The organism is Polaribacter sp. (assembly GCF_039939415.1).
Taxonomy (GTDB): domain Bacteria; phylum Bacteroidota; class Bacteroidia; order Flavobacteriales; family Flavobacteriaceae; genus Polaribacter.
Window position 1 is genome coordinate 1 of the sequence record NZ_JBDVJE010000059.1, and the last position, 18,674, is coordinate 18,674.

Genomic DNA, 18,674 nt, shown 5'->3' on the forward strand with positions numbered 1-18,674 from the left:
GTTCTGAGCTAACTTTTTGAGCTTCAATTACTACTTTTTCTTTTTCTGTTTTATACCATTCAATTCCTAATTTAATACTTGTACTTAATGTAAAAAATAACAAAAGAGACACCAATGTAGGGAAAGATCTAAAAAAGAAAAGGTCTTTTTTTATGTCTGGAGGTAAATTTCTAGGAATTCTATTTGCTGGACCAAAATTTATAGGCTTTGGAACAACATATTGTATTATAAATATAAAAATTATGCTAAAAATTAATACGGTTGCTGTGTAATAAAGAAACTCTTTTTTAAGTAATAATTTAGGTACAAAAATGTGGTAATTTAAATAAAATGCAATAAAAAATAGAGTAAACTTAAAATAAAAATCATAAGGAATTATACCTATTCTCATATAAATTTGAGAGGCACTAATAGCAAAAAGAATTATCCAAAGTAAAATATGAATAATTATTATTGATGATTTTTTTTTATAAATGTTCAAATCTATCATTGTTTAGAATGTTACAAAATTATAAGGTTAGGTTCTTAAAAAACTCACAAAAGACTGTTGTATTTTTCATAAAAAAGAAAAAGTTAAAGACTAAAATACTTGTTAGTATTTTAGTCTTTAACTAATAAATATTAATTTAGATGTAGATTAATCATCTTCGTTTTCTAATTCGTCTGGTCTAAATTCCCAAACATCATCAAAATAGTAACTACCACTTCGTCCCATTAAAACAAAAGCTTTATCGCTAAAAGTAAATGTAGAAGCATTTTGTCTTGCAGAACCTTCAAATACTGGTAATTCTTCCCAAGTATCTGTTGCAGGATCATAAGACCAACTTTCTGTAGTTATTGATCCAGAAATTCCTGTAGTTATATACCCCATTCCGTTTAAAGAAAATGCTGCACCACTGTTTAGTAAAATCTCGTAATCATCATCATCATCATCATCGTCATCTAAATCTGTTAAACGAGTCCAATTAGTTCCGTCAAAAGAATAAAAATCTTCTTCATAAGCACCATTATGAATTCCTAAACCAATGTAGGCAATATCATCTATGATAAAAACAGATGCGTCTTTACGTTTTTGTCCGCCAAAACCAACAGACTGTTCCCAAGAATCTGTTGCAATATCATATTTCCAGAAATCTTTTTGCTCACTTCCATCATAACCTGTACCAATATATCCATCATTTCCAATAGCAAATCCTATTGCTCCATATCTTGCTGTACCTCCAAAATCTGCTTTTTGTGTCCACGAATCTGTAGTTGGGTCATATTCCCAAAAATCTTTTAATTCATTATCACCATTAAAACCAGTACCTAAATAGCCTTTTCCGTCAATAGCAAAACCAACAGCGCTACTTCTTGCTTCTCCTGGGAATGGCGCTTTTTCTACCCAGTAATCACCTTCAGAATTATACTCCCAAGTATCTGTTAAATAATCATCACCATCATAACCTGTTACCAAATATCCTTTAGATCCAATAGTAAAACTTACAGAGTTTGCTCTTGAGTTTCCGTCAAATGTAGAACTCTCAACCCAGTTTCCGTATTCATCATCATCATCATCATCATCACTACAACTCACAAAAAATAGAGTTAAAAATGCAGCAAAAAATAGCACACTACTTCTTTGTATTAAATTTGTTTTTTTCATTAGTTTTAATTTATTCATTTTCTTAATTATAGAACAAACGTAAAAGCTATTTAATTTAAATAACTATAAAATAGACAAACTCTAAGATTTTATAGACAAACATGTAAACCAAATGTTAATTTTCTTAAAAGCTGTTAATTCTTGTGTTTAGAGGTGTTTTTTGGTAGTAAGTCTATAAAAAAAGTACGTTTGTATATTTTGTGATTTTTTGTGATATCTACTCTAATAGTTTTGCTCTAAAAAGTAAAATGAAGTATTATATTATTGGTGTTTTAAGTTTGTTTTTTCTAGTTTCTTGCAATACAGATGAAAAAATTTATGAAGTTGGTGGAGATTTTATTGAAAGTGAAATTCAGGTAAGAGTTATAGATACTTTTTCTATAAAAGCAGGAACTTATAAATTAGATTCTTTAATAACTTCTAACACAAACAGAATTTTGTTAGGTAATGTTATAGATGATAAATTAGGAACTTTTTCATCGAAATCTTATATGCAATTAATAACTTCTACTTACACTTTAGGTTCTGATGCAATTTACGATTCTATAGGTATGATTTTAAACTATGATAATTATTATTATGGAGATACTACTAAAATACAAACGTATAAATTACATAGAATAACAGAAACTGTAGAACCAAAAGAAGGGGTTTCTTTTTACAACACATCTTCTTTAAAATATGATTCTGATATTTTAGGACAAATATCTTTTACACCAAATCCAAACAAAGCAACAGATTCTCTTTTTATAAAAATGGATGATGCTTTAGGACAAGAGATTTTTGATAAGATAGATGATAATGATATTAATAATTCAGATGATTTTTTACAATATTTTAAAGGATTAGCTATTATACCAGAAACAAATCAGAGCAACCATATTTTAGGCTTTAATGCACAAACAGCAGAAAGTACAATTGGCAATTCTAGTATGCGTTTGTATTATACAATTAAAGATGATGATAATGAAGATAATAACTATTTTATAGATTTTGTAATATCAGGAGCTTCAAAACAGTTCAATCAAATTAGTTCAGATTTATCCTCAACAACATTAAAAAGTTTTGTAGACGAAGAAGAAATTAAATTAAGCACAGAAACAGATAATTTAATCTTTACACAATCTGGAACAGGAATTTCTGCAAGAATAGACATTCCTTCAATTAAAAAACTCTCAGAACTTGCAGAAAACGCAACTACTTTAAGTGCAGATTTAACTTTTAAGCCATTAAAAGGAAGTTATTCAGAAGATAATCCATTACCAGAGACGTTATCGGTTTTTATAGTAGATAATAAAAACAGAATAATTCAACAACTAACAGATGAAGACGGAAATGCTGCTTATGCAGTATTAATTAAAGAAGATGATGAGTTTGATGAAAATACTTACTACACAGTAGATTTAAGCAATTTTGTTGAATTGATTCTCTATTCAGAACAAGATTTAAATTATGCTCTTATGATTCAGTATCAAGAAAATTTTAACAATGTAAATAGTGTTGTTATAGAACATAATGAGAATACCAATAACGAAGTAAAATTATCAGTAGAATATTTAAACTATTAAGATGCAAAAGAAAATAGTATTAATAGTATTTGTAGTTTTTACAAACTATATATTTAGTCAAAGTAATACAAATTCACCTTACTCTTTATTTGGCTTGGGGGTAGAAAATAAAACAGCAACAGGTGGTTTAACAGGTCTAGGAAATACAGGTATTGCACAATCAAATCCATTTCAAATAAACATATATAACCCAGCAAGTTTGGGAAATATTTTACAGAAATCTTTTTTGTATGAGTTTGGTTTAAATGGAACCTTTTCAACCTTAAAAACAAATACAATTACAGAAAACAATACAAATGGTAACATATCTCACATTGCAGTTGCTTTTCCAATAAAACAAAATTTAGGAATGAGTATTGGTCTATTACCCTACACAAAAACAGGTTATAATATAGATATAGAAAATGCTATAGAAGGATCTACAGATACCTATATTACAAGAATTACAGGAGAAGGAGGGTTAAATAAATTCTATATTTCTTCTGGTTACAAACTATTTAAAAACTTTTCATTAGGTATAGACATTTCTTTTCTTTTTGGGTCTATAAACCAAGAAAAGCAAGTTTATACAAGTTCTTATGTTTCAATTAGTGATAAAAATCATTATTCTGGAGCAAAACTAAAAACAGGTTTTCAGTATGATGTTTTAAACTTAGAAAATTTTAAAACTACAATTGGTGGTACATTAGAATTACCTTCTTCTTTAAACGGAACACAAACAAGATCATCTTATAAAACAACCTCAAGTGGTGCATCTTTAACTATAGAAAATGAGATTGAAAATGAGTTAGATAATTTCGAACTTCCATTTTCATATGGTTTAGGAATAACATCAGTTATAAATAAAAAAATAACAACCAGTTTAGACTTTAGAAAACTACTTTGGGGAGAAACAAATCAAAACCAAAATAACGAGAGTTATGCAAACCAATCTATTTATGCCTTTGGGGTAGAATATACATCTGCAAAAGACAAATTTAAATATACATCTAATATAAAATATAGACTTGGGTTTAATTATAATACAGGTTTTTTAAAAATATCCAATCAACAAATAGATAGTTATTTTGTGTCATTTGGTTTAGGATTACCAATGAGAAAATATAGTAACGATTATTTTAATATTTCTTATTCTTATGGTAAAGAAGGTACTTTAGAAAATAGATTAATAGAAGATAACTTTCATAAGATAACTTTAAATTTAAACTTTGTTGGCAAATGGTTTAATAAAAAGAAAATAGATTAATAAAATTATAATCTTATACTTACTTTTGTTCAAAATATTTTTCTTTGGATAAAAATAATCAACAATCTATAAACCTTAATAAATACATCAGTTCTTCTGGTATTTGCTCGCGCAGAGAAGCAGAAAAATTTATTAACGAAGGTAGAGTTACCATTAATGGTAAACCAACTCAATTAGGCAATAGAGTAAGTAAAAAAGATGTTGTAAAGTTAGATGGTAGATTAGTAAAACCTAAGAATTCAACTTTATATATTGCTCTTAATAAGCCTGTAGGTATTGTTTCTACAACCGATGAAAGAGAACCAAAAAATATTGTAAAACATGTAAATTATCCAGAAAGATTATTTCCTATAGGACGTTTAGACAAACCATCAGAAGGCTTAATTTTCTTAACAAATGATGGAGATATTGTAAACAAAATTTTACGAGCAGGAAACAATCACGAAAAAGAATATTTTGTAACCGTAAACAAATCTATTACAGATAGTTTTATTCAAAAAATGGGAAATGGAATTCCTATTTTAGGTACTGTTACAAAAAACTGTTTGGTAGAAAAAGTTAGTGACAAAATCTTTAAAATTGTTCTTACACAAGGTTTAAACCGTCAAATTCGAAGAATGTGCGAATACTTAGATTACGAAGTAACTAAGTTAAAACGTACACGAATTATGAATGTAGAGTTGGGGTATTTACAAGCAGGAGATTGGCGCGAATTAACAGAAGAAGAAATGAAAGAAATTAATAAAATGATTTCTACTTCCTCTAAAACCGAAGAAGCTTCTGTAGTTAAAGAAAAACCAAAAGCGCAAAAACCAAAGAGAAAACAAGCACCAACTAAAAACGATTTCAATAAAAAAAGTGCTTCATTTAGAAAATCATCTCCAAAAAATAAAAAGAAAAAATCAGGTTTTTCATCCAAAAAGAAACGATGGTAATTAATTTTTGGGCGTTCCCTTACAGGTCAGGCTTTCACTACTCGCTTTTTTGTAAAAACAAAAAGAGCTCAAACAAGCCGTTCAATCCTTAACGCACATTTTTGCCCACAAAAAGCAGCTAATAATTTAATTTTTAATTAAGAATCTAAAGTTTACACAATTCTTAAATAATACTATCTTTGCCATCAATGAAATTCGACTTAAAATTAACTGACCCAAAGAGTCAGGCAAGAGCAGGAGTAATAACTACAGATCATGGAGAAATTGAAACTCCTATATTTATGCCTGTTGGAACTGTTGGAACCGTAAAAGGAGTTCATCAATCAGAATTAAAAAACGAAATAAATCCTGATATTATATTAGGAAACACCTATCATTTATACTTACGTCCAGGTTTAGATATTTTAGAAAAAGCTGGAGGTTTACACAAGTTTATGAATTGGGATAGAAATATCTTAACAGATTCTGGTGGTTACCAAGTATATTCACTTTCTGGAAGAAGAAAAATTAAAGAAGAAGGCGTAAAATTTAAAAGTCATATAGATGGTTCTATGCATCATTTTACACCAGAAAACGTTATGGAAACACAACGTACAATTGGTGCAGATATAATTATGGCTTTTGATGAGTGCACACCTTACCCATGTGATTACAATTATGCAAAAAGATCTATGCATATGACACATAGATGGTTAGATAGATGTATAAATCATTTAGAAAAATTACCTTATAAATACGGATTTGAACAAACATTTATGCCAATTGTTCAAGGAAGTACTTATAAAGATTTACGAAAACAATCTGCAGAATATATTGCAAATTCTGGTCAACAAGCAAATGCAATTGGAGGTCTTTCTGTAGGTGAGCCTGCAGAAGAAATGTATGCAATGACAGAAGTTGTAACAGATATTTTGCCAGAAGACAAGCCCAGATATTTAATGGGAGTGGGTACTCCAATTAATATTTTAGAAAACATTGCTTTAGGTATAGACATGTTCGATTGTGTAATGCCAACTAGAAATGCAAGAAATGGTATGTTGTTTACAGCACATGGTTCTATTAATATTAAAAATAAAAAATGGGCAGAAGATTTTTCTCCTATAGATGATATGGGAATTACTTGGGTAGATACCATGTACTCAAAAGCCTATTTGCGTCATCTTTTTGCTGCAAAAGAAATGTTAGGTAAACAAATAGCCTCAATACATAACTTAGGTTTTTATGTTTGGTTAACACGTGAGGCAAGAAAACACATTTTAGCAGGTGATTTTAGAGAATGGAAAGATAAAATGGTTAAACAAATGGATAAAAGATTATAGAAGTAATCAGTTTTCAGTTGGCAGTAAACAGTTACACAAATAAACAATTACAAGATTAAATACTTTAAGTGAAGATAATTGATTGGTACATATTAAAAAGGTTTTTGGTAACATTTTTGTTTACCTTATTAATCTTAATTCCTATTGCTATAGCCATAGATATATCTGAGAAGATAGATAATTTTCTAGAACATGCAGATTTAAGTTTTTACCAAATTGTAGATGAGTATTATAAAAATTTTATTATCTATTATGCCAATACTTTTATGCCTTTGGCATTATTTATTGCTGTAATTTTATTTACTTCTAAATTATCTAACAATACAGAAATTATTGCAATAACTAATGCTAAGGTTTCTTTTACCCGTTTTTTATATCCATATTTTATTGGAGCAACCTTAATAACTATTGTCTCTTTAGTTATGAACCATTTTGTGGTTCCAAGTAGTAGTAAAGAAAGAAAAAAGTTTGAAAGAGAATATCTTAATAATGCTAGACAAAAAAACGAATTAAAAAGAGTTTCAAATTTTAGTTTGCAATTAACAGATAGCACATATATTTATATAAGAAGCTTTAATACAGAAACAAAATCTGGGCACGATTTTTCATCAGAAGTATATGATGGTATCAAACTAAAATCAAAATTAGTTGCAAGTAGAATAAAATACAATGATAAAGACTCTATTTTTACACTTACAACTTGGAAAATGCGTAAACTATTTAAAAATAAAGACAGTATTTATTCTGGTACAAAGTTAGATACAGTATTTAGTTTTACTTCTAAAGATTTAATTTATAAATCTGCTTTGTCACAAGAAATGCCTTCTGGAGAATTAAATAACTTTATAGAAATTTCTAAAAAAAGAGGTGTAAAAAATTTAAATGCATATTTAGTAGAGTTTCATAAAAGAACAAGTTTACCCATAGCTTCTTACATATTAACAATTATTGCTGTTGCTTTAGCTTTTAGAAAGAGAAGAGGAGGTACAGGAGTTAATTTAGCAATAGGTATAGGTGTAATGTTTATTTATGTTTTCTTAATGAAAATATCTGAAGTTCTAGGTGGGGTTGCAGGTGTAAACTCTCTTGTTTACGTTTGGATTCCCAATTTAATTTTTGGAGGTTTAGCGTTTTATCTTTATTTAAATGCAAGAAAGTAAGTTAAAGAACTATTTACGATTACATTTTATAGTTTTTATTTGGGGTTTTACAGCTATTTTAGGAGCTTTAATAACTTTAGAAGCAATACCATTAGTATGGTATAGAATGTTGCTAGCAGTAATTTTTATCGTTATCTATTTTATAATAAAAAAGAAATCTTTTAAAGTTGATATAAGAGGTCTATTTAAATTTATAGTTACAGGAATTATAATTGCACTACATTGGATATTTTTCTTTAAAGCAATTAAAGTTTCAACTGTTTCTGTTGCTTTAGTAACCATGAGCACTGGCGCATTTTTTGTGTCTTTAATAGAGCCTGTTTTTTTTAAAAGAAAAATTAAAACATTAGAAATTGTTTTAGGTTTAATTGTTATTTTAGGACTTTATATTATTTTTAATTTTGAAAATCAATATAAATTAGGTATTATATATGCATTAATTTCTTCTTTCTTAAGTGCTTTGTTTTCTGTGTTTAATGGTCTTTTTATAAAAAAATATCCAGCAGATACCATATCTTTATATCAATTGTTTTTTGGGGTTATTTTTATAACAATTTATCTTTTATTTAGTAATGGTTTTTCAGATTCTTTTTTTCAAATTCAAAAATTAGATTGGTTATATCTTTTAATTTTAAGCAGTGTTTGTACAGCTTATGCTTTTATTGCATCTGTAAAAGTGATGAAATATTTATCTCCTTATACAGTTATGCTAACTATAAATTTAGAACCCATTTATGCTATTATTTTAGCACTTTTTATTTTTGGGGATAAAGAAAAAATGAATCCTGCCTTTTATTTAGGCGCATTTATAGTATTATTTGTAGTTTTATTAAACGGAGTTATTAAAAATAGAACTGTAATAAAAAATAAAATTATAGAAAAAACTGTTAGAAAAAAGTAAAATCTTTTTTAATAAACAATTAATTTTATAGTATGTTTGTCTTACCAAACAACTAAAATCAAATAACTAGAATATGGAATATTTAGATTTTGAAATGCCAATTAAAGAGCTTTTAGATCAATTAGATAAGTGCGAAATTATTGGTAAAGAAAGTGAAGTAGATGTTAGTGCTACTTGTAAAAAGATTGAAAAAAAGCTAGAGAAAGCTAGAAAAGATATTTATAAGAACCTAACGCCTTGGCAAAGAGTTCAATTATCTAGACATCCTAATAGGCCTTATACATTAGATTATATTAAAGCAATTTGTGGAGATACTTTTATGGAGCTTCATGGAGACAGAAGTGTAAAAGATGATAAAGCTATGATTGGTGGTTTAGGTAAAATTGGAGATCAATCTTATATGTTTATTGGACAACAAAAGGGGCATAATACCAAAACTCGTCAATACAGAAATTTTGGTATGGCTAACCCAGAAGGGTATAGAAAAGCCTTACGTTTAATGAAAATGGCTGAAAAATTTGGAATTCCTGTTGTAACTCTATTAGACACTCCAGGGGCTTACCCAGGTTTAGAAGCAGAAGAACGTGGGCAAGGAGAAGCAATTGCTAGAAATATTCTAGAAATGACTCGTTTAAAAACACCAATTATTACTGTTGTTATTGGAGAAGGCGCTTCAGGAGGTGCTTTAGGAATAGGTGTAGGAGATAGAGTGTATATGATGGAAAACACATGGTATACAGTAATTTCTCCAGAATCATGTTCTTCTATTTTATGGAGAAGTTGGGAGTTTAAAGAACAAGCTGCTTCTGCATTAAAATTAACTGGAGCAGATATGAAAAGGTTAAAGTTAATTGACGGAATTATAAAAGAACCAGTTGGAGGAGCACATTCTAATAGAGAAGACGCTTTTAAAGCTGTGCAAGAGCAAATTGTTGCTGCTTTTGAAGAATTAAAAGATTTAAATGAAACTGACTTAGTTTCTAAAAGAATGGACAAATATGCAGATATGGGAGTTTATAAAGAGTAATATTTTAAACTTAATGATATAAAAAAAGCGAAATCTAAATTTAGATTTCGCTTTTTTTTGTATTGTAAAGAATTTACAATAAAGAGTTTAATAATGTTTTTAATCTTGGGTCAGAAGGTCTTGGTGCATTCGCATCTACAATATTTCCTTTTGGGTCGATTAAAATAAACCTAGGTATACCTGCAATTTGATATGCTTGTTGAAAACTAAAATCTTGTCCAGACCATAATTGTACTCCAGTCATTTGTTTTTCTTTTACAAAATCTCTCCATTTTTTTTCTGCAGCTTCCCAAGAACCACCACTTCTTCTAGATTCATCTGTAGAAATACTAACAAACTCAATATTTTTATTGTGATATTCTTTTTCTATATTTTTTAAAGAAGGAATTTCTCTAATACAAGGTCCACACCAAGTTGCCCATACATCTATATAAACATATTTACCTTTAAAAGAGTCTAAAGATTTTTTTCCTCCTTTAATATCTACATAACCTTCAAATTTAGGAGAAGGTTTTCCTTTTCCCATTTTCTTATTATTTTCATAAGTTTTATGAAAATAAGCAAACATTTGTTCGTTTTGTTTAGTAGCCATATCTACTAAAGAACTATCTAAGCTTTTATAAGAAAATAAAATACTATCGTATTCTTTTTTTAATAAACTCATTTTAGCAGCAAAAGCTTCTTCTTCTAAAGCTAAAATATCAGCAGGGTTTCCTAAAATTTTACTTTGAGCAACAATAAAGTTAGTATTATTAGATCCAGAACCTGAATATTCAAAACTTGTCATAAATTTTTCTGCATCACCTTTAATAGTAATATCGAATCCATTTTTTAAATATAATGGAGCTCTTTTTTCTCTACTTGTTTGAAAAGTATAGATATCAACTTTAGGTACTTTTAAAGTATCTTTAAAAGAACCATCTTTGTTAATTGCAATTGTTTTAAAAACTCCTTTTCTACCAGAAATAGAAATAATAGAATCTTTATTGTTTTCTAATTTACCAGATAAAGAAACATATTCTTTAGAATGTTCTTTAGAGCAAGAAGCAATCATTAATAATCCAAATAATGCTAAACTTAATTTTTTCATTTTGTATTCTTAAAATTTGAAGCAAATATAAGATATATGCATAAATAAAAATAGTTAAAATAATTTGTATATAGGTTCTGTTATTTTCTATCTAAAAAATCTTGAAATGCATTTTGAGAAATTGCTTTTCCTAAAGAATCTAATTTAGAAGTGTTTTTACCTTTAATTAAAATGGGTTTATTACTTACATAGTCATATAAAAAAAGTCCATTTTTGTTAATGGTTCCAAAACCTTTGTTAAATAAGTAATGAGCATATTGAGTTTCTGATGGATTAAAAATATTTTTACTAAAAATAAAATCTTCATTATTTCCATCAATTAAATTCAATAAAGTATAAGGAAAATCAATCTGACTAGAAAAATTATGAATCTTTAAACCAGGTTTATTAATTGCTCCACCTAACCATAACATAGGGATTCTAAATCTTTTAGGATCATTAAAAGGACCTTTGTGCTTTGGAGCGCTATGACCATGATCTGCAATAATAACAATTAGAGTGTTTTTGTACCAAGGTTGTTTTTTTGCAAAATCAATAAATTTACCAATAGATTTGTCTGTATACGAGTGAGAGCTCCTAAACTTGTTATCTTCAGAATCTTTACCAAACTTATATTCATCAGGAAATTGAAATGGCTCATGACTACTTAGTGTAAGAGCAATTTTAAAAAATGGGGCTTTTTGGTTTCCTTTTAAATCTTTTGCAAAACGTTCTAAAAGAACATGGTCATGTGCCCCCCATTTAGAGTTCCAGTCATCTTTATTAAATTCACTTCCATCAATAAAATTAGTAATACCAGCATTTCTTAAATAGGTATTCATATTACCGAAATTTAGATCACCTCCATAATAAAAAGAAGAATTGTATCCCAAATTAATCATTTTTTGAGGCAACATTGGTAAGCTTCTTGTTTTATTAGGCATTCTCATAATTCTTTTTACTGGAGGAGGGTAATAGCCACTTAAAATAGCGGGTAAACCTTTATCTGTTCTGTCTCCATTTGCATAAAAATTGGTAAACAAAATACTTTCTTTAGAAAGTCTATTAAGGTTTGGTGTTACTAAAGGTTCTCCGTCTAAAGCGCCCACAACTTTAGCTGTTAAACCTTCCCAAATTATTAGAATTACATTTGGTTTTTTAATATTTAAAATACTATCTGTATTTGCATTTAAAAGATTTTTTCGAGTTGATTTGATGGTTTTTATTGCGATCTCATCATCAAAATATTTGTAAGGATTTTTACCATCGGTTTTATGAGTAAGAGTGTTAAAAAAGTTCCAAATAAAATTTATTGCAGCATGATTTGCATACATTTTACTTGAAAAATAAACATTACTTTGGTTAACTGGTATTGTTTGAAACCCTCCTCTAATAGGTATTATTAAAGATGCTGTTATTATTAAAAAAATAGGAACTTGTAGCCAGTTGCTAGTTATTATTTTATTTATATTACTATGAATTACTTTATTAAAAATATGAATAAATGTAAAGGATATTAAAAGAAAAAAAATGATTCCAGAAATTAGTTGAAAACTAGAAACTGAAGCAATCATTAATTTTGGCGTGTTTAGATATGGAAGAATACTAGTGTCTAAGCGTACCCCCCAAGCCTCATATAAACCAGCATCTATTAATAATAAAAAATTAATAAAAACGATTATAAAAAAAGAATAACCTTTAATAATCTTTTCAATGTTTTTTGATTTTAAAAAAACTGTAAAAAGAATTAATAAAAAAGGGATAAAACATAAATAAGCAGCAAAAGCAAAGTCTAGTTGAATTCCATATAAAAAAGTTTTAATAGAAGTTATAAAGCCTAATTCTTTAGTTTTTTCAAAATTAAAAAGTAAAAAAAATAAACGCGCAAAAACAAAGTAACCAACCCATAAAAGGAAATAGTAAACGTTGAATAAAATTCGAATTATAAAAGTTTTCATAGTTTTATTCAGTAACTTTTAAACGTGCTTTTGCAGAAATAGAAACATCAGAATAATTGTTGTCTAAATATTTTAAATAACCTGTAATTGCAATCATTGCAGCATTATCTGTAGTATATTCAAATTTAGGAATGTATGTTGTCCAGCCAAAATGTTTCTCTGCTAATTGTAAGCGGTTTCTAATTTCAGAATTGGCAGAAACACCACCAGCAATTGCAATGTGTTTTATATCTGTTTGTTTAACTGCGTTTTTTAATTTAGTCATTAAAATTTCTACAATTGTATATTGTATTGAAGCACAAATATCATTTAAATTCTCTTCTATAAAATTAGAGTTTAATTTTACTTGTTTTTGAATAAAGTATAAAATTCCGGTTTTTAAACCACTAAAGCTAAAATCTAAATCACCAACTTTTGGTTTAGTAAATTGATAGGCTTTTGGGTTTCCTAATTTTGCATATTTGTCTATGAGTGGTCCACCAGGATAAGGTAAGCCCAAAATTTTTGCAGATTTATCAAAAGCTTCACCCACTGCATCATCTATAGTTTCACCTAAAATTTCCATTTCAAAATGATTGGTAACTTTTACAATTTGTGTATGACCACCACTTATAGTTAAACAAATAAAAGGAAAAGGAGGTGTTTTGCTAGATTCTTCTTCTATAAAATGCGATAGAATATGGGCTTGCATATGGTTAACATCTATTAAAGGAATTTGTAAACCTAATGCTAAAGATTTTGCAAAAGAAGTACCTACTAATAAAGACCCCATTAAACCTGGGCCCCTTGTAAATGCTACTGCAGTCAAATCTTCTTTTTTAATTTTTGCTTGTATTATAGCTTGTTGAACAACAGGTACAATGTTTTGTTGATGTGCTCTTGATGCTAATTCTGGAACAACTCCTCCATATTTAGAATGTATTTCTTGGTTTGCAACAACATTACTTAACACTTTAGCGTTGCAAATAACAGAAGCACTTGTATCATCACAAGAAGATTCTATTCCTAATATATAAACTGGTTGTTTCATTAAAAAATATTAATTTAGAACAAAATTAAGGATAATTTTATGTTGTCATCCTTTTTTAAGAATAGAAATTTAATTCTTTGTAAAATTTGCACGTTCTTTGTAGTTATTGGCAATATTTTTGATTAATATATGCCCATAATGTTACATTTATTTTAAATAGAAAAGGTTATCAAAAAAGTAGGAAAAAAAATACTAAAATGGCTAGGGTACTTTGTGCTCTTTTTGTTGTTGGTTAGTATTTTACTTTCTATTCCTACCATTCAATCTAAATTGGGTAACTACGCAACAAAAACTCTAAATAAAGATTTTAATACTAATATTTCTATAGATAAAATAGATTTATCTTTCTTAGGAACTGTAAAATTAAAAGGAATTAAAATTAAAGATCATCATCAAGATACTTTAATATTTGTAAACAAGTTAAGCACTTCTATATTAAGTGCAAGAAAAGTATTAGATAGCGAAATAAATTTAGGTAGTGTTTCTTTAGAAGACGTTTATTATTACACAAAAACCTATAAAGGAGAAACTAGTGATAATATGTCTAAATTTTATGGTAGTTTTAATGATGGTTCACCAAAAGATTCTTTAGCAAAAACGTTTATATTAAGAGCATCTAATGTGTATGCAACGAATCTAAACTATAGGTTAATTAATGCTAATAAAAAAGATTCTGTATATTTTTCAGCTAAAAATATAGGAGGAAATTTACAAGATATGTTCGTGTATGGAGCAGAGTTTTCTTCTAAAATAAGAGGTTTATACTTTACAGACAATAAAGGTTTAGAAGTTACAAATTTAACAACAGATTTTTCTTATAAAAATACTGCAATGAGTTTTAAAAATACAACATTGCAAACACTCAATTCTAGTATTAAAGCAAATATAAATTTTACCTATAAGCCAGAAGATTTACCTTTTTTTAACGACAAAGTAAACATAAAAGCAATATTTGATAAAAGTTATATTTATGTACCAGATTTAAAAAATTATTACAAAGAATTAAATGGTAAAGATGTAATTAACCTTACAGGAATCTTTAATGGAAAGTTAAATAACTTTTCATTAAACAACCTTAATTTAAATTCTAAAAACGGGCTTAAAATAATTGGTGATTTAGACTTTATAAACTCGGTTAATTTTGATAGAGGTTTTAGGTTTAAAGCAGATTTTAAAAATTTAACAGCTACCTATCTAGAACTAAAAAATATTTTACCAAATGTTTTAGGCAAGAAATTACCTACAGAGTTTAGAAAATTTGGAAACTTTAGTGTTAAAGGAAAAGTAAATTTAACACCCCAAGACATTGCAGCTACATTAAATTTAAAATCTCAGATTGGTGGGGTAATCTCAGATTTACAAATTTCTAATATAGACGATATAGATTATGCACGTTATGTTGGTAAGTTAGAATTGAATAAATTTAATCTCGGTATATTTTTTAATAATGCAAATTTTGGTAAAATTTCTTTAAATGGAGATGTAATTGGTAATGGTTTTAAATTAGAAAATATTAATACTTCTTTTTTAGGTAAAGTTTCAGATTTTGAGTTTAATGGCTATAATTACAAGAATATTAATGCTAACGGACAATATCAAAATAACAAGTTTGATGGAGATTTAAAGATAGAAGATGAAAATTTTAAAATGAAGTTTAATGGATTAGCAGATTTATCTTCTGAAACTAATAAGTTCGATTTTAAAACGGATATTGAGTACCTAAATTTAAAAGAAACAAAACTTTTTAAAAGAGATAGTGTTTCTGTTTTAAAAGGAAATATAGAATTAGATGTAGAAGGAAATACGTTTGATGATATTACTGGTGAAGCATTGTTTAAGAATATTTTATATACCAATCATAAAAAAGAATTTAATTTTAAAGAATTTAATATAAAATCTTCTGTAAAAGATAGTATTAAAAAAATAGAGGTAGCTTCTAAAGATATTGCAAATGGTTATCTTTCAGGTAAATTTTCATTCTCGGAGTTGTTGCCTGTTGCTCAAAACGCTCTAGGTAGTATTTATACAAATTATACTCCTTTTAAGGTAGCACCAAGTCAGTTTTTAGATTTTAACTTTACTATTTACAATCAAATTGTAAATGTTTTTTTTCCAGAAATTTCTATTGATGATAAAACAAAAATAAAAGGAAAAATTAAAGCGGATAAAAACCAATTAAGGCTTACAGTTTCTTCACCTAGAATTGATGCTTATGGCAATGAAATAAAAGATGTGTTATTAAGAACAGATAACCAAAATCCACTTTATAACTCACATTTAACGGCATCAGAAGTAAATACAAAGTATTATAAAGTTTCTAAATTAAATCTGTTAAGTTTAAATCAGAAAGACACTTTGTATTTTAAATCTGTTTTTAAAGGAGGAAAGAAAAAAAATGAAGATTTTAACCTCGATTTTTTCTACACTTTTAATCCAGAAGGAAAATCTGTAGTAGGTTTAGAAAAATCATCATTTAAATTTAAAGAAAACCTTTGGGAAATAAATCCAGATCAATCAAAAACAAATAAAGTTACTTTCGATTTAAAAGAAAATGAATTTAACTTTAGTCAATTTAAATTAGTTTCAGGTGAACAAAAAATAGAGTTTTCAGGTAGTTTAGTAGGTGAAAAAGAAAAAATTCTTTTAGCAGATTTTACCAAAGTAAAATTGCAAAGTTTTTTACCTATAATAGATAGTTTGGCATTAAAAGGAACACTTTCTGGAAACTTAGATTTTGTACAAAAAGATGGTGTTTATAGTCCAGAAGCTTTAATGTCTATTAAAGAGTTTGAAGTAAATAATTTTAAACAAGGAGATTTAGTTTTAAATGTAAAAGGAGACAATTCTTACGAAAAATATAAAGTAGATTTATCTATCAAAAATGAAAAAGTAAAAAGTATTGCAGCCTCTGGTTCTTTAGATTTTTCAGAAAAAAGACCATTAATAGATTTAGAAGTTTATTTAGAAGAATTTGGCTTAAGTGCTTTTAGTCCTTTAGGACAAGATGTTTTGTCATCTATAAGAGGAGTTGCTTCTGGAGATTTTTCTTTGAGAGGTTTTATAGGAAATCCAGAAATGGAAGGAGTTTTAACTCTTAAAAATGCAGGACTAAAGTTTCCTTATTTAAATGTAGATTATGATTTTGAAGGAGAATCAATAATAACACTTCAAGACCAGTCATTTATTTTCGAAGAAGTTTCTTTAATAGATACAAAACATAAAACAAGAGGTAAATTAATAGGAAATATTACGCATTTAAATTTCGAGAAATGGTTTTTAAACATTAAACTTGATGGAGATAATGTGTTGGTTTTAGATACAAAAGATTCAGATGAAGCATTATATTATGGTTCTGCTTTTATAGATGGTAGTGCAAGTATAACTGGTCTTACAGAACAATTAGATATAGAAATAAACGCTAAAACAAAGCCAGGAACCATATTTGTTGTTCCTCTAAAAGATATAGAAACTGTAGATAGTTATAGCTTAATTCATTTTAAATCTAAAGAAACTAAAGTTAAAGAAAAACAAGAAGAAATTGCATTAGAAGCAATTAAAGGTTTGTCTTTAACTATTAATTTAGAAGTTACAAAAGATGCAACAGCGCAAGTAGTAATAGATGAGGTTTATGGAAGTCAGTTAACAGGTCGTGGTTCTGGAAACCTTAGAGTAGAAATAAATACTAGAGGTATGTTTAACATGTATGGAGATTATACCATAGATAATGGAGTATATGATTTTAAATATGGAGGTATTGTAAACAAACCATTTTTAATACAAAAAGGAGGAACAGTTTCTTGGAATGGAGATCCTTATGAAGCTAATTTAGATGTAACTGCAATTTATAAAGCAAAAGCAAATCCAGGTGTTTTACTAGAAAATTTTAATTCTAATAGAAAAATTGAAATAGATTTAGTGACAAAAATAACAGGAGGCCTATTTAGTTCTAAACAAGATTTAGATATTCAATTAACAAATGTAGACCCTGCAATTGCAAGTGAGTTAGAGTTTATTTTAAATGATAATAATGTAAATGAAAAAACCACACAATTTATTTCTTTACTTGCCTTTGGTAATTTTGCAAACCCAGATAAAGTAGATTTTAATGCAGGAGAAACCATATCTAATACAGCCTCAAGTGCTGTAGCTGCTGCGTTTTCTAGTTTATTAAACAATCCTGAAGGTAAATTTCAACTAGGTGTAGATTATCAACAAGGAAATAGTGGTAATGACATAGAGAGTTTAAATATAGATAACCAAGTAGATGTTTCTGTAAGTACACAGGTTAGTGATAGAGTAATCATTAACGGAAAAGTAGGAGTTCCTGTTGGTGCTCAAACACAATCTAGTGTAGTAGGAGAAGTTAAAGTAGAAGTTTTATTAAACAAAGAAGGTAATTTTAGAGGTACTATATTTAATAGACAAAATGAAATTCAATATTCTACAGAAGAAGAAGGTTATACACAAGGAGTTGGTCTTTCATATCAAGTAAATTTTAATACACTTGCAGAATTATTAAAGAAAGTTAGAAGCAGAAGGAAGAATAAGAAGTCTACTATTAAAAAAGATACCATAATTACACCTAAAAATAATTTAATTAATTTTGAAGGAAATTAAGACAGATTTTTTATCATTCTAAATCTGATTATTATCATTTACTACTTAGAATTCCATTGTTAATTTTGCTTTTAATTAATAATAAATTAATAATGAAAAACATACAATTTGATAATAATAATTATTTCATTTTTCCACTTATAGTGGTGTAAATTAGCCTAAAACGATTTCGTAGTTTTATTATTTTAAATGGTTATAA

At 27.5% G+C, this 18,674-nt stretch carries 13 protein-coding genes; 8 read left to right on the plus strand and 5 right to left on the minus strand.

Going from position 1 to position 18,674, the window contains the following annotated elements; translation table 11 throughout:
* The coding region (locus ABJG40_RS09865) for a hypothetical protein (protein ID WP_348024407.1) at nucleotides 1-490 on the minus strand (490 nt) is incomplete at its 3' end.
* Between the two features lie 147 nt (nucleotides 491-637).
* The gene (locus ABJG40_RS09870) at nucleotides 638-1,645 is read right to left on the minus strand and encodes a galactose oxidase (protein ID WP_348024408.1); all 1,008 of its coding nucleotides are present in this window, start codon (nucleotides 1,643-1,645) and stop codon (nucleotides 638-640) included.
* Nucleotides 1,646-1,893: 248 nt separating this feature from the next.
* Here ABJG40_RS09870 and ABJG40_RS09875 point away from each other — a divergent pair, with 248 nt between their 5' ends.
* From ABJG40_RS09875 to ABJG40_RS09905, 7 genes are all read left to right on the plus strand, one after another.
* Nucleotides 1,894-3,213 carry a DUF4270 family protein gene (locus ABJG40_RS09875; protein WP_348024409.1) on the plus strand — a complete coding sequence of 440 codons (1,320 nt, stop codon included), beginning with the start codon at nucleotides 1,894-1,896 and terminating at the stop codon, nucleotides 3,211-3,213.
* A 1-nt stretch (nucleotide 3,214) separates the two neighbouring features.
* Complete coding sequence (locus ABJG40_RS09880; RefSeq protein WP_348024410.1) at nucleotides 3,215-4,459, plus strand: hypothetical protein; 1,245 nt, start codon at nucleotides 3,215-3,217, stop codon at nucleotides 4,457-4,459.
* 44 nt (nucleotides 4,460-4,503) lie between these two features.
* Complete coding sequence (rluF, locus tag ABJG40_RS09885) at nucleotides 4,504-5,394, plus strand: 23S rRNA pseudouridine(2604) synthase RluF (protein ID WP_348024411.1); 891 nt, start codon at nucleotides 4,504-4,506, stop codon at nucleotides 5,392-5,394.
* 188 nt (nucleotides 5,395-5,582) lie between these two features.
* Complete coding sequence (gene tgt / locus ABJG40_RS09890; protein WP_348024412.1) at nucleotides 5,583-6,713, plus strand: tRNA guanosine(34) transglycosylase Tgt; 1,131 nt, start codon at nucleotides 5,583-5,585, stop codon at nucleotides 6,711-6,713.
* A gap of 68 nt (nucleotides 6,714-6,781) precedes the next feature.
* Complete coding sequence (locus tag ABJG40_RS09895) at nucleotides 6,782-7,873, plus strand: LptF/LptG family permease (RefSeq protein ID WP_348024413.1); 1,092 nt, start codon at nucleotides 6,782-6,784, stop codon at nucleotides 7,871-7,873.
* Complete coding sequence (locus ABJG40_RS09900) at nucleotides 7,860-8,774, plus strand: EamA family transporter (protein WP_348024414.1); 915 nt, start codon at nucleotides 7,860-7,862, stop codon at nucleotides 8,772-8,774. The genes ABJG40_RS09895 and ABJG40_RS09900 overlap by 14 nt, the downstream gene beginning before the upstream one ends.
* 73 nt (nucleotides 8,775-8,847) lie before the next feature.
* Nucleotides 8,848-9,801 (plus strand): acetyl-CoA carboxylase carboxyltransferase subunit alpha, encoded by a 954-nt coding sequence (locus ABJG40_RS09905; RefSeq protein ID WP_348024415.1) that lies wholly within the window; start codon nucleotides 8,848-8,850, stop codon nucleotides 9,799-9,801.
* A 73-nt stretch (nucleotides 9,802-9,874) separates the two neighbouring features.
* Here ABJG40_RS09905 and ABJG40_RS09910 read toward each other — a convergent pair whose 3' ends face one another.
* From ABJG40_RS09910 to tsaD, 3 genes are all read right to left on the minus strand, one after another.
* Nucleotides 9,875-10,891 (minus strand): TlpA disulfide reductase family protein, encoded by a 1,017-nt coding sequence (locus ABJG40_RS09910; RefSeq protein WP_348024416.1) that lies wholly within the window; start codon nucleotides 10,889-10,891, stop codon nucleotides 9,875-9,877.
* A gap of 80 nt (nucleotides 10,892-10,971) precedes the next feature.
* Nucleotides 10,972-12,828, minus strand: coding sequence for a sulfatase-like hydrolase/transferase (locus ABJG40_RS09915; protein ID WP_348024417.1), 1,857 nt, complete (start codon nucleotides 12,826-12,828; stop codon nucleotides 10,972-10,974).
* 4 nt (nucleotides 12,829-12,832) lie between these two features.
* A complete protein-coding gene (tsaD, locus tag ABJG40_RS09920) occupies nucleotides 12,833-13,858 on the minus strand; it encodes a tRNA (adenosine(37)-N6)-threonylcarbamoyltransferase complex transferase subunit TsaD (protein WP_348024418.1) in 1,026 nt (341 codons plus the stop codon).
* 228 nt (nucleotides 13,859-14,086) lie between these two features.
* Between tsaD and ABJG40_RS09925 the strand changes: the two genes are divergently transcribed.
* Entirely contained in the window at nucleotides 14,087-18,475 is a 4,389-nt protein-coding gene (locus tag ABJG40_RS09925) for a translocation/assembly module TamB domain-containing protein (protein ID WP_348024419.1), read from the plus strand.
* Nucleotides 18,476-18,674 lie beyond the last annotated feature (199 nt).